This window comes from Metabacillus sp. B2-18 (assembly GCF_021117275.1).
GTDB lineage: Bacteria > Bacillota > Bacilli > Bacillales > Bacillaceae > Metabacillus.
Genome location: NZ_CP088245.1, coordinates 5012824 through 5026961, shown reverse-complemented (window position 1 = coordinate 5026961; position 14138 = coordinate 5012824). Strand labels below are relative to the sequence as shown.

Genomic DNA, 14138 nt, shown 5'->3' with positions numbered 1-14138 from the left:
TGGTTAGATGAGTAAAACTAGAATTACAGCAGTTGATGTTGGAAATGATTGCGTGAAGGCGCTTTTTGGAAAAGTAGATTACGAATTATATATCCCTAATGTTATTGCAAGAGACACTGAGGACCGACCAGTCATTGGTATAGAAGAATTAAATGATAAAGATCCATTAGATGGGATTCATGTAAGAGTTCATTCCCCTGCCTTAAAGGAAAACAATGCGATCTATCGAGTTGGTAACCTCGCAACAAAAAGTGATAACCCAAGTGAATTGGATCCAGGTAGCACAAAATCAGAAGAAGATCAGACACTTGTTATGCTTTTTACTTCCCTGGCACTAGATGCCGTTCGAGAAGAAAACTCTTCTATTTTCAAAAAAACAAATAATGTTATTGATGCAAATTATACGTTAGGAACAGGTTTGCCACTTCGTGAAGTCAAGGAAGGTAAAGATGTTGGCTATCGCTCACAACTCCTTGGATCTGTTCATCAAGTTGAATTTTTAGTAACTCCTAAATACCAAGGGTTAAAAGTTAATATTAAGTTTGATGAAGTAAAGGTTTATCCAGAAGGATTTGCTGCTTTTATTAATCTTGTTATGGACAAAGATTTAAAAATTATCAATCGTGATTTAATAGATAAGCAAATTTTAATTCAAGATATTGGCGGCTTATCGACGGATATTGCTGTGATTAAAAATCGTAATGTAGATGATGACAAAGCACAGGGCTTTAATCTTGGTGTGTCAGAGTCATTAGAAGCAATTAGAGAAGAAATTCGTAAAAAACATGGTGTAGAGCTCGACAGCCGTCGAGATGTGGTTGATATTATTACACGCAAGAATGATCGCCACCACATCATGGTAAAAGGTAGTCGGACAAACGTACATGATATTACTGACCGAATTCTTCTTGAACTGGCCAAAAAACAATACCGTCACTTGCGAAACGTATGGCAAAAAAATTCACAAACAGAAATCTGCTATTTTGTTGGTGGAGGAGCCATTGTTCTAAAAGATTATATTAAGATGTTAAATAATAGTTTAGATGGCTACAATATTGAGTTTTTTGAAGATGAAAACGAAAGTATTTGGATGATGGCAAATGCTTATTATAAACTAGTTTCCGATTTTGTCAGAAAAACCAGCGAGCCTCCGAAAAAGAATGAGAAGCAAACAGTCTAATTAAAATTGGGTGGTTATATGAATAAAAAGGGCGCACCAACCATAAAAAGGGGACAGGCTATTACCTTTCGCCTTCCCTCTGATACCCCTGATCATTTAGTAAGACAACTGGAGAAACTAAAACAAACAGAGAAAAGAAATTTTTCTAGTACAATCGCTGATTTTGTATTAGAAGGAGTGGGCAGCTCATTAAAAAAAGAGAAAGAAATGATTACACTTCCTTTGCCAAAACAACTATCAAAAGATCAACGAAATTGGCTAAAACATTCTCATTCAGAGGCACTAATGGGAAGTATTGTTTATCAACTATTATCTGATCCAGTCAGAGCAACATCGATATTAGCTTCATTAACTAGTAATTCTCTGGATATAGATGAAGCTCTGTATTTACAGGAAGTTGAAAATGTCCCGATGGATGTAGAAGTGGAAGGTTTCCCTGTTAATCAGGTAGAGAATAATGAAGAAGAAGAGAGTGTAGTAGTAAATGCACTTGAAGATGATATTGCTGATTTTGATATCTTCCCTACAGAAAATGAAGTTGCTGCTACGATAGAGGGTGAAGCGAAGGAAGATGAACCAGTAGATGACTTAAGTGATCTTTTAGGTGACTTTCTGGCTAGTATGAATAAATAATCAAGCTTTTCTGATAGCGTCTATTTTAAGGTTGCCCAACCCTGGGCAACCTTCTTACAAGGTGCGCACAGTGCTTTTCATGGATTAAAGTTAAAAATTAGTCATAATTGTATAATGAAGAAGCATATAACTGAACAGGAAAATAATTTCAGAAAAACGTTGACAGTACGATTTGAAAAAACATACAATAAAAATGAATTAATTTACAAAAATTGGAGGGTTACAAAATGGAAATTGTAAGAGTGCGATTTTATAGCAAAATTTCATATTGTAAGGTGACCCGCCATAACTTTCTTTAAAATGATCTAACACTTAACTTACTTTTCTGCGCAGGTCATCACTATTGTGACGTGCGTTTTTATATTGTCTTTTTTCGGGCATTATGCACTTTACACATGCATAATGCCTTTTTCTGTTTATTCCGGGTATCATATCTGCCCGTTTATATAGATACTTTTTTACAAATGAAAGGAGTTTTGAGCATGTTAAAACAAAAGGTAGTTCGTATTTATTTAGATTGGATGGAAGGTGGCTAACTGAAGACATTTTATTTGATATCAAAGGAGGGATATGAATGTTCTCAGTACTAGGAAAATTAAGATGGTTTTTTTATAAATATTGGAAACGGTACACAGTAGCCATTTCACTACTGATCTTCGTTAGTATTTTAGATGTTATTCCACCAAAGATAATTGGAATAGCCATTGATGATATTCAGTTTGGTCAGATGACTGCTGAACGGTTACGTGAGCTTCTGTTTTTCTTTATTGCGCTCATCATTGTCAGCTATGCGATAACTTATGTATGGATGTATCAATTGTTTGGAGGAGCGCACTTAATTGAGCGGATTTTAAGATATCGTTTTATGAAACACTTGCTTGCGATGACACCTAGATTTTTTGAAAAAAACCGTACCGGTGATTTAATGGCACGAGCAACAAATGACTTAAAAGCTATTTCGTTAACTGCCGGGTTTGGTATTTTAACCTTGGTCGATTCAACTGTGTTTATGATTATCATTGTTTTTGTCATGGGATTCACAATTAGCTGGAAGCTTACTCTAGCTGCACTGATCCCACTTCCGTTAATGGCTATTGCTATTAACTACTTTGGGAAGCTCATTCACGAACGTTTTACTGTTGCCCAGGATGCTTTTGGGAACTTGAATGACAATGTACTTGAATCAATAGCAGGAGTGCGGGTTATTCGCGCATATGTACAAGAAAAAGCGGATGAAGAGCGGTTCAAAGAAATGACAGAAGATGTTTATGAGAAAAATATCGCTGTCGCCAAGGTCGATGCACTGTTTGAACCAACCATTAAAATCCTAGTTGGCTTAAGCTATGTGATTGGCTTGGGCTATGGTGCATATCTTGTGTTCAACCAGTTGATTACTCTAGGAGAATTAGTTAGCTTTAACATTTACCTTGGAATGTTAATTTGGCCGATGTTTGCTGTTGGAGAACTAATCAATATTCTCCAACGCGGAAACGCTTCATTAGACCGGGTAAATGAGACTCTAGCCTATGAAGAAGACGTTAAGGATGTGAAAAATCCTAAACACATTAGCATACCAGAAAATATTGAGTTTTCTAATGTAACTTTCCGTTATCCAACCTCAACAACAGATAATTTAAAAAACATCTCTTTGCAGGTGAAAAGAGGAGCGACAATCGGTGTTGTTGGAAAAACGGGTTCTGGCAAAACAACATTACTCAGGCAGCTGCTAAGAGAGTATCCATTATGTGAAGGGAAACTTCTCGTTTCAGGTCAACCAATTGAAGAGATTCTAATTGATGACATTCACTCATGGGTTGGCTATGTGCCACAGGAACAAATTTTATTTTCTAGAACAATTCGAGAAAATCTTAAGTTTGGAAAAGAAAATGTTAATGAAGATGAAATTAAGTCGTCATTGAATTCAGCAGCCTTTGACTTGTCTATTCTTCCGAAAGGCCTAGACACTCTAGTAGGAGAGAAAGGTGTAGCCCTTTCAGGTGGGCAAAAACAGCGCATCTCAATTGCACGGGCATTAATTAAGGATCCTGAAATTCTTTTATTAGATGATTCCATGTCGGCGGTTGATGGAAAAACAGAAGCAAAGATTATTGAAAACATTCGTCATGAACGAGCTGGAAAAACCACATTCATTACTGCACATCGTTTATCGGCCGTCCAGCATGCAGATTGGATTATCGTGATGGATGAAGGAAAAATAATTGAACAAGGAACACATGAACAGCTTATTAAGCTTGGAAAATGGTACAAAGAACAATTTGATCGTCAACAAGCAGATTCATATGGGGAGGTGAGCTAAATGAAGAATCCCTCAACAGGAAGACGCCTAGTTCAATATGCACTTCACTATAAACGAACAATCTTTATTGCGCTTGCTATGCTAACCTTTGCTGTAGCAGCAGAGTTAACTGGTCCGTTTATAGCAAAAAGAATGATCGATCACCATATGATGGGGGTTGAAAAGCCGTGGGTAGAGGTTTTAGAGGAAGATGAACAATCCGTCACCTATAAAGGTAAGTATTATAAAAAGAGTACAGATATAACTTCAGATCAGTCACTTGGTGAAGATCAAATACAGGTTGTGCAAGTGGGGCGCTCCTTCTATGTAACAGATGAGCATGTAACATTTGATGGTAAGAGGTCTGTTGATAACCAAATATTAACAATTGGTAATGGGAATGAAACTGCTAACTATCCTGTAAATAAATTAACGAGAGAAGAACTGTTAGCATTTTATCAGCCTGAAATTAAACCGATTATTTTCCTTCTAAGCATTTATGTAGGATTGCTCTTGATTGCAGCTTTCTTTCAATATGGAAAGTCCTTGCTGTTACAAAAGGCAGCCAACCGTATTATCCAGAAAATGAGAACAGATGTATTTGAGCATATTCAAAGAGTGCCACTTTCATATTTCGACAATCGTCCCGCCGGGAAAATTGTTTCACGTGTAACAAACGACACAGAGGCGATAAGGGAATTATATGTGAAAGTGTTAGCGAGCTTTTTCACAAGTGGTATTTATATGACAGGAATTTTAATTGCTTTGTTTTTCTTAGACGTCAAGCTGGCACTGATTACATTGCTTGTTGTACCGATTTTGTTTATCTGGACGGTGCTTTACCGTAAAGTAGCTTCTAACTATAATCATTTAATCCGTACTCGTGTTAGTGATATAAATGGAGTGGTAAATGAGTCGATACAAGGTATGACGATTATTCGGGCATTTCGTCGAAAAAAGCAAACAATTGATGAATTTGAGGTGCTGAATAAGGAGCACTTCACGTATCAAAATAAATTACTAAGTTTAAATGCTTTAACGTCCCATAACTTAGTGAATGTGCTAAGAAATGCCACCTTTGTAGCGTTAATCTGGTATTTCGGAGGACAATCACTAACAGCAACAGGTATTATCTCAATTGGTGTTTTGTATGCATTTGTAGATTATTTAAATCGATTGTTCCAGCCTGTTACGGATATTGTAAATCAGCTTGCACAGTTGGAACAGGCACGTGTTGCATCAGAGCGTGTATTTGAACTACTCGATGAAAAAGGGGAAGTAGTGGACACAGAGATCCTTCCTAGATTTCAAGGAAACGTTGCATTTGAAAATGTATCATTCTCGTATGATGGTGAAAATGATGTGTTAAAAAATATCTCCTTTGAAGCAAGAAAAGGAGAGACAGTTGCGTTAGTTGGTCACACAGGATCTGGGAAAAGTTCCATTATCAACCTGTTGTTTCGATATTACGATATCAACCGCGGAAAAATAACGATAGATTCTATGGATACAAGCCAAATTCCACGTCAACAGCTGCGGAAGCACATGGGCATTGTGTTACAGGATCCGTTTCTATTTACGGGTACAATTGAATCAAATGTTAGCCTCGGAAATGATGAAATTCCTATAGATCGGGTAAGAAAAGCTTTGAGAGATGTAGGTGCAGAGAGATTTATTAAACAGCTACCTAATCAATTTGAAGAGCCAGTTTTAGAAAAGGGTAGCACGTTATCAGCGGGAGAACGACAGCTTATTTCGTTTGCCCGAGCATTAGCATATGACCCGGCAATTTTAATACTAGATGAAGCAACAGCTAATATTGATACAGAAACTGAAGCAATGATTCAACAAGCATTAAATGTGGTAAAGGAAGGACGAACAACATTTATTATTGCGCACCGCTTATCAACGATTCGAAATGCAGATCAAATTTTAGTGTTAGATCATGGAGAGATTGTCGAAAGAGGAAGTCATGAAGAACTCCTAGAGCAAAAAGGAAAGTATTATAAAATGCATCAATTACAGCTAGGAAAAGAAGTATCAAACGTATGATAAAGAGAGAGTGGGAAGCGTGTTTAACCTTCTATTTTTCAGGGGAATATAGTAAGTAATAGGAGGTTAACAATGAAAAAATTCGTAAAGAATCTAGTAAAGTGGGCTCCTATCATCTATCCAATTGTAAAGAAAATCGTTCGTAACAGAAAAACTAACAGAGTGTAAAAAGAAAAAGATGAAGGGTTGGATTAAATATCCACCCTTTCATCTTTTTTTCTTATCTAATGATATAGGGGAGGAAGCTTTTCACTTTTCTCATTATTGAATGAAATAGATAAATCAAGGTTTCGGTTAAGCGAAACATAAAAGATATTCTCGTAATTAATAATACCCTTGTGTGCTAATTGCTGTTTTAACCACGTTTCGTCTACTTGAAAATAACGCAGTGTGTTCTCATAAATTTTCCCCTCCATCATAACTGGAAAGGAAATGGAGGGGCTAGAGCTAGTAAGCTTCATATCTTCTTTTGTTACAGTTTGTTTTTCAGCTTTTTTTAAAACACTTAGTGCTCCATTTGCTTCAATAATTGCTAATTCTACCTCATTTAGGTCAAAAGTATTTTTTTCTCTTAACATTTGAAGCACATTATCTATTGAGTAATGAATTCGGCTAATATTTTCTCTTAGTAATTTCCCATTTTGAACAACGAGTGTAGGTTCAAAGGTAATGAGCTTTCCAAACTTTCGATTTTTAATCTTCCACCTAGCAACAAGCCTCTGAAATAGTCCAATGACAACAATTGTAAAAGCAGTAGGAATGTGTTTGATGTTAGGATCTGCAATATCTGCACCAACAACAGCACCTAAAGTGAGGATGATGAGAAAATCGAAAATTGGGAGTTCCCCAATAGCACGCTTACCCATGAAAATGGTGACAAAAAGCAATAAAGGTAGAATCGTGACAATACGTCCAAGGACAATAAGTAAGTCCTTCATTAAGTCCTCCAACCTTTTCACCCCTTTTCATATTAATAGCCAAAGGGTAGCCAAAAGCATTGGATAAAATACGCTGAAAAGAAAAAGAGACGAAGAAATCGTCTCGAAGAAGTACTTATGCCTTTGGTTCAGGCACTTTTATTAAAATAAGAATACCGATGATAAACAGAATGACTAAACTAAATACACCACTGCTTGAATTTCCTGTTACTTGAGCCGTTACCCCTACAAGCAAAGGTCCCATAATGCTAGCAAATTTTCCGAAGATGTTATAAAAACCAAAAAATTCATTTGCCTTCTCTTTCGGAATAAGCTTAGCGTAATAAGAGCGACTCAATGCTTGAATACCACCTTGAGAAGTAGCAACGAGCATAGCTAGAATCCAAAAATCCATTGTTGAATCAAGAAAATAAGCATAAATACAGACGCCCATATAGATGATGATTCCGACATAGAGCATTTTTTTACCGGTAAAGCGTTCAGATAATTTGCCGTAAAGAATAGCAAATGGAGCAGCCACAACTTGTGTTACAAAGAGAATAATGAGCAGGCTTGTAGAGCTAATACCTAGGTCAGTTCCGTAGGCAGTTGACATTGTAATAATTGTTCCAACTCCATCAATATAGAAAAAATAGGCTAATAAAAATAGAAATAAAGCACGATGTTTTCGAACTTCTTTTAGAGTTTGAGCAAGTCGTTTAAAGCTATTAAAGACCGGATTTGGTTCACGCTCAATATAATAACGCTGGTGAACATTTTTAATTAGTGGAATAGCAAAAAGTCCCCACCAAACTGCGGTTATGATAAATGCGATCTTACTTGCAACTGTTGTTGAAAGTGGAATAAGTTCACTTTGTGCTAAAACAATAATGGCAATGCTGATAATAAAAGGTATGGTACTTCCGATATAACCAAGTCCAAATCCACGGGCAGAAATACGATTCATTCGTTCCTCTGTTGTGACATCTACCAAAAAGGCATCATAGAAAATGTTTGACCCAGAGAAGCCAATTGCAGCCAATGTATAGCAAACTAGCAAAAGAAGCCATTGCTCAGAGGGGATAAAGGCGAGTAGTGCGGTAAATCCCATTCCTAATGTAAAGAAGAAGGAAAAAAATCGCTTTTTGTAGCCCTGATAGTCAGCAATTGTTCCTAATATAGGTCCAAGCATAGCCAATATAAAGGTTGCGATTGAGATTGTATAACCTAAATAAGCAGTAGAGTTTGCGGCACTTACTCCTGCGTTCATTGCAGCCGCCTTATAATAGATTGGAAAAACAGCTGTAGAGATAATAATAGAATAAGCAGAGCTTGCCCAATCATAAAAAATCCAACTATTTTCTTCTTTAGTAATGCGCTTCATCAGTTTGCCTCCCTAGTAGACTTTCCCTTCTATTCTACAAGAATTTTAAAAAGAAGGAGGGTTGTTACTAAAATTTTACATTGAATTAATAAAGCATTAACAATATCAATGCATGATATTCAGATGCAGGGAGAAGAAGGTTAATGTTAGCGTTTACATTATATGTATGCGAATACTAGAAATAAAAAACCATATGAAGATGGAAAATCTTTTTAATTGATATCCATCTCCATAATGGAAGAAATCTCTTTGAAGCCTAGCTTTTTATACAATGATTTTGCGGGATTACCAGTAAAAACATTTAGTTGAGCTTTGTGATATCCTTCAGACTTTAGCTCATTAATTGCTTTATTCATAAGCTGCTTCCCTAGTCCGCCTTTTCGATATTGTGGAAATACATAAAGAGCAATAATGCTGCCTGTTTTTCGAGTATTCATTGGATTAAAATCAGGACCTAGTAGAACCCAGCCTGCTATCACCTGTTTATCAAGTGCAATAAGATAATAAGCACCACTATTTAATAAAGGCACGAACATATTCATTCCCGTATGAAAATCATTTTTAACAGTCCCCATTGAGCTTTCATTCATTGTATTAATTGTCATATGAAGAAGGGAATTTGTTTCATTTTGTGTGGCTTTTCTAATCTTCATAAAAACACCTCATAGGTTATAGTCTGCAACAGTATATGAGGGATTTACGGATGTTGTGAGAAGAAAAATAAAAAGCCTCTAAAATCGAGGCTTTAACTATAATCACTATTGGAAGGTACCCTTCACAAGTGCTTTTCCTTCCGATACCATATGTTGCCCTTTAGCCCAGACAGATTGAATGGAAAGATCCTGATCTAAAAGCACAATATCAGCATCACTACCAGTCTTTAGTTCGCCTTTTTGCTTCAGTTTTAAGATAGTAGCAGGATTACTGGTAATGACTTTTAAGGCGGTTTCTAACGGAATATGTTCTATTTGAACAGCATCTTTTACAGCTTGAAAAAGTGTATTTACCTTGCCAATTTTTAAACCGACCATCTCACCGTCTTCATTAAAATCAGGAAGGCTCGCCTGCCCGTCTGAGGTGAAGGTAATTTGTTCAATCGGTACATCCTCATCTAACATTCTTTTTAAGCCCTGACTGCAGGAGACCTCCCCTTCAGCAAGAAACTTAGGAATGGTACTTGTTGTAAAATCAACCCAGCCACCTCTTTTCGCATAAGAAATGCCTGCTTCAAAAAGATGCGGATTTCGGTTGATATGGGTTGGATAAAATTGACGAATTGGAAGGTCTGTTGTTTCAAGGACCTTTAGAATAAGATCCAGGTGATCTTTACTGTCACCAACATGAATATTAACAATTCCTGCTTTTCCAGAAAGCATCCCACCAATTCGGGCCGCAGATGCGAGCTTCGCCATTTCTTCTACAGTCGGCTGTGAAGATCTGTGATCACTAATCGCAATTTCCCCGACACCGATGATTTTATCAATTAAGATAAGATCATCTTCAATTTTCCCGGTTAGCGTTTTAACAGGAACCTGATAGGATCCAGTATGCACATAACAGGTAATACCTTCTTCCTCAAGAGCACGTGCCTTTGCAATTAAATTGGGCATTGTTCTTGTTGTGCCATCGGTGCCAATCACACCAATAATGGTGGTAATGCCTGAAAAAGTAGCATCTGTTAATTGCAGTTCAGGAGTGCGGGTTTTATAACTTCCTTCGCCACCACCGCCGGTAATGTGAACATGTGAATCAATAAATCCGGGTACAACTTTCATTCCTGTAGCATCGATTACTGTTATATCTACAAAATTTGCTGGAACAGGAATATGGTCTTCGATAAATCCAATTTTATCATGAACGAGAAGAATGTCTTTTTTACCTAAATAATCAGGAGCATATACCTCTCCGTTCCTTATAAGCGTTAACACCTGACATGCTCCTTTCTTAGCTCTAAATTAATAGCCGATAAATACAGCTATAAAGATGAAAATACTAGATAGTACAAACAATAATAACATAAATTTAATGATGAATTTTGCCCATGTGCCCCAGTCAATTCTAGCTGCACCAAGAGCACCCATTAAAGCAGCAGATGTTGGAACAATAATATTGGTTAATCCATCACCTAGCTGAAAGGCTAAAACAGCGACTTGTCGCGTTACACCAGCAGTGTCTGCTAAAGGTGCCATTAGCGGCATTGTTAAAGCTGCCTGACCTGATCCAGACACAACGAAGAAATTAAAAATAGACTGGAAAACATACATAAACCAAGCAGATAATGCTTCTGGAAAATCTCCAATAACTTGCCCAGCTCCATATAACATCGTGTTTAAGACAGATGGTGAATCAGGACTATCACCACCGAGGATAATCACGATTCCTTTTGCCATTCCAACAACTAAGGCTGCAGGAAGTAAATCTTTGGCCCCGTTAGTAAAGCCCTCTGCAATATCGTTTAAAGTCATACCATTTAGTTTAAAGATAACTCCGATGATCCCAGCTACCAAACCGATTGTGAAAAACTGTGAGGCAATTTCAGGAATATAGTAAGCATGCTTAACAACGCCCCATATAATCCAAGAGATTCCAGCCACAATGGTTAAGATAACAAGCCCATGACCTAACGTGAAATTTGAAGAAATGTTTTGCTTTTGAGCTTCTTTTCGAAAATAATCGTCCGTATCATAGGAAGCAGAGCGAGTTGGCTCTTTTCTAATGGATGATGCATATCTCCATGTATAAATGATCCCAACCGTTGTGAAAACAGCCCACATAATCATTCGGAAAGGTGTTCCTGATAAAACAGGTACCCCTGATATTCCCTGGGCAATGGCAACGCCGAATGGATTCATCCATGAAGTGGCAAACCCGATTTGCGTGGCAACATAAGTAATCATGACAGCAGTGATGGCATCATAGCCGAGAACAACCATAAGAGGTACTAGAATCATGGCAAAAGCAATTGCTTCTTCTCCCATTCCAAACACTGCTCCTCCCAAGGAGAAGAGAACGAACATAATTGGAATGATCAAAGCTTCTCGACCTTTTGTACGGTCAATCACTTTCAGAAGCCCCTCATCAATTGCTTTCGTGCGCATGATAATACCAAATGCCCCACCAATGATAAGAATAAAAGCAATAACACCTACTGCTGATCCCCATTTATCACCGGAAACTAAACCTTCAAACACATAGTTTAAAAAGCCTGCTTCACCATAGGGTTCAAACAAACTCGTACCAGGACGGACTAAATTTCCTTCCTCATCTTTTACGTACTCAAAGCTATCAGATATAAGGACAGTTTTTGTATTCTCTTGACCATCGGAAGTGTACGTAATTTCTTCAGTTTGAAATTGTCCAATTGGCACAAGAAATGTTGTAACAGCTGCTAAAATAACAACAAAGAAAACGATGATAAAAGTATGTGGCATTTTCCAAACTTTGTTCTCTTTTTTCATAATATCCCCCACTCACTTTTTAGTTTGTTCATTCATTTATTTGCAAATTCCGTGCCAAGAATATTTTTCGCTGAATAGAGGGCAATTCAACATATTTTGCTATAATAGGTTTATTAAATAACACCTAATTAAATAGATTATCAACCTATTTCAACCCAAAGAAAGAAGGATGATGTAGATGAGGAAAGAGCTTGTATTGTTAGCAGGAACAACTGAAACAAAGAAAACACTAAGAAGTCAGTTGAAATCTATTTTTGGTGATGTTGTTACCATTCACAGCTATGCAGTTGAGGAGCATTTACCGAAAACGTTAACTGATCAACTAATTGTTTATTCCTCTTACCTAATTGAGGAGGAAGTGAAAGAGATTGTTAGAACAAACTGTAAAGTTATTGTGGCAAATCGAACAATAAATTATGAATATATTGATCAATTATTATCAATACCTGAAGGTGCAAATGTGCTTTATGTTAATGATTTTCTTGAAACCGCACAAGACTCAATTCGGACATTAAAGGCATTAGGAATGAATCATGTGAACTATTTTCCTTATCATCCAGAAAATGGGCATGTCCCATCAAACATTTATGCAGCCATCACACCAGGCGAGATGGAGTTAATCCCTACACATATACATAGAAAGATTAATATAGGTGTGAGATTGATTGATATTTATACGATTTTTAAAATTGTAGAGCATTTTCAACTCCCAAACTCTATTAGTATGGAGTTTGCAGATCGATACACAAAGAAAATTATTGATTTAACCAAAAAGCTATCAAATGAAAGTCAAAAAGCTTCTACCTTAAATCGTTATTTGAAGCGTGTTGTTGACGGGGTAAATGATGGGATCCTGGCTTTTGGGAAAGATGGGAAAATTACCGTTTTTAATGAAGAACTAGAAAGACTTTTAGGCATTTCATCAAGATTTGCGATTGGGAAGCCGTTAAATAGAGTGTTAAATGATCTTGCCTTAATGCGCTTTTTGTCACGAAAAGATGAGGAATCAAACGAGTATTTTACTATAAAGCAAACACCGTATATGGTCCATCGCTTTTTTATGAAAGCTGAAAACACGATTGTTGCTACCTTTAAAAATGTTGATGAAACGATTGATATGGAAAAAGCTAGACGTGTTGCTTTGCAAAAGAAAGGATACGTTTCGAAATACACATTTGCTTCTATTTTAGGAAAAAGCAGATTAATAGAGGAAACAAAGGAAATTGCCTTTCGATTAGCTAAAACAGAGGCACCCATTTTAATAGTTGGGGAAAATGGGACAGGCAAGGAACTGTTTGCACATGCCATTCATCAAGCCTCATCAAGAGTTAACAATCCATTCGTTGCAATCAATTTCAGTGCCCTTCCAGAGGATTTGTTAGAAAGTGAGCTGTTTGGATACGAAGATGGCGCCTTTACTGGTGCAAAAAAGGGAGGGAAGAAAGGATTATTTGAACAAGCGGATGGTGGCACAATCTTTCTAGATGAAATTGGTGATATCAGCGTGAAGCTTCAAGCAAGATTACTTCGAGTTTTACAAGAGATGGAAGTGAGGAAAATTGGAGGAGAAAAAAACATACCAATCAATGTGCGTGTCATTGCGGCTACGAATAAAAACTTACCAGACATGATAGAGAACGGACAATTCAGGGAAGATCTTTATCATCGTCTTAAAGTATTATATTTGAAGATTCCTCCACTTAGAGATCGCATTGATGATATTCCCTTTTTCATTCAAGCATTTTTAGAGCAGTTTAGTGTGAACGATCAACAGAGAATATTGGATGAACATTTGTTGTATTTTTTTAAAAAGCAACCCTGGAAAGGAAATGTAAGAGAGCTAAAGAATGTTTTGCAATATATGGTGGCTGTTGCAAATGGTGAACCTTTGAGAGAGGAGCATTTGCCGACAGACTTCTCCATTGAGGAAAAAGAGAAAGATGAAGTAAGAATTCTTAATCCTGAGCTAGAATTTGTTCTTAAAGGAATATATGAGCTTTATCAAAATAACAGTGGGATAAGTAGGTTGAAATTAGTCGAGTGGTCCAGGCTTCATTCCCATCCTTTAACGGAACAACAACTACGAACAAAAATGAGTAAGCTTGCTGAACTTGGATTTATTAGCATAGGGCGTGGACGTGCAGGAACAGATATTACACAAAAAACCGTATCCTACTTTAGAAATCAATGATAAAAAGGGGCATTCCTAAGTGAAGGA

Annotated in this window: 10 protein-coding genes; 5 read left to right on the top strand and 5 right to left on the bottom strand. The window is 36.9% G+C overall.

What is annotated here, in order from left to right; genetic code table 11:
- The first annotated feature begins 7 nt into the window (after positions 1-7).
- The 4 genes from LPC09_RS25040 (at position 8) to LPC09_RS25025 (ending at position 6161) form a co-directional block, all read left to right on the top strand.
- The gene (locus tag LPC09_RS25040) at positions 8-1180 is read left to right on the top strand and encodes a ParM/StbA family protein (RefSeq protein ID WP_098795216.1); all 1173 of its coding nucleotides are present in this window, start codon (positions 8-10) and stop codon (positions 1178-1180) included.
- An 18-nt stretch (positions 1181-1198) separates the two neighbouring features.
- Positions 1199-1813, top strand: coding sequence for a hypothetical protein (locus tag LPC09_RS25035; protein ID WP_098795215.1), 615 nt, complete (start codon positions 1199-1201; stop codon positions 1811-1813).
- A gap of 574 nt (positions 1814-2387) precedes the next feature.
- Complete coding sequence (locus LPC09_RS25030; RefSeq protein ID WP_231308693.1) at positions 2388-4130, top strand: ABC transporter ATP-binding protein; 1743 nt, start codon at positions 2388-2390, stop codon at positions 4128-4130.
- Entirely contained in the window at positions 4131-6161 is a 2031-nt protein-coding gene (locus LPC09_RS25025) for an ABC transporter ATP-binding protein (RefSeq protein WP_231308692.1), read from the top strand.
- Between the two features lie 224 nt (positions 6162-6385).
- Here LPC09_RS25025 and LPC09_RS25015 read toward each other — a convergent pair whose 3' ends face one another.
- The 5 genes from LPC09_RS25015 to yfcC form a co-directional block, all read right to left on the bottom strand.
- Positions 6386-7111, bottom strand: coding sequence for a DUF421 domain-containing protein (locus LPC09_RS25015; RefSeq protein ID WP_442920007.1), 726 nt, complete (start codon positions 7109-7111; stop codon positions 6386-6388).
- 103 nt (positions 7112-7214) lie between these two features.
- Positions 7215-8465, bottom strand: a complete 1251-nt coding sequence (locus LPC09_RS25010; protein WP_231309812.1) for an MFS transporter — start codon at positions 8463-8465, stop codon at positions 7215-7217.
- 209 nt (positions 8466-8674) lie between these two features.
- Positions 8675-9115: a GNAT family N-acetyltransferase gene (locus tag LPC09_RS25005; RefSeq protein WP_231308689.1), complete on the bottom strand. Its 441-nt coding sequence runs from the start codon at positions 9113-9115 to the stop codon at positions 8675-8677.
- A 105-nt stretch (positions 9116-9220) separates the two neighbouring features.
- Positions 9221-10390 (bottom strand): beta-aspartyl-peptidase, encoded by a 1170-nt coding sequence (iadA, locus tag LPC09_RS25000; RefSeq protein WP_098795210.1) that lies wholly within the window; start codon positions 10388-10390, stop codon positions 9221-9223.
- 27 nt (positions 10391-10417) lie between these two features.
- Complete coding sequence (gene yfcC, locus LPC09_RS24995) at positions 10418-11920, bottom strand: putative basic amino acid antiporter YfcC (RefSeq protein ID WP_098795209.1); 1503 nt, start codon at positions 11918-11920, stop codon at positions 10418-10420.
- A gap of 178 nt (positions 11921-12098) precedes the next feature.
- Here yfcC and LPC09_RS24990 point away from each other — a divergent pair, with 178 nt between their 5' ends.
- Entirely contained in the window at positions 12099-14111 is a 2013-nt protein-coding gene (locus LPC09_RS24990; protein WP_231308688.1) for a sigma-54 interaction domain-containing protein, read from the top strand.
- Positions 14112-14138: the final 27 nt, after the last annotated feature.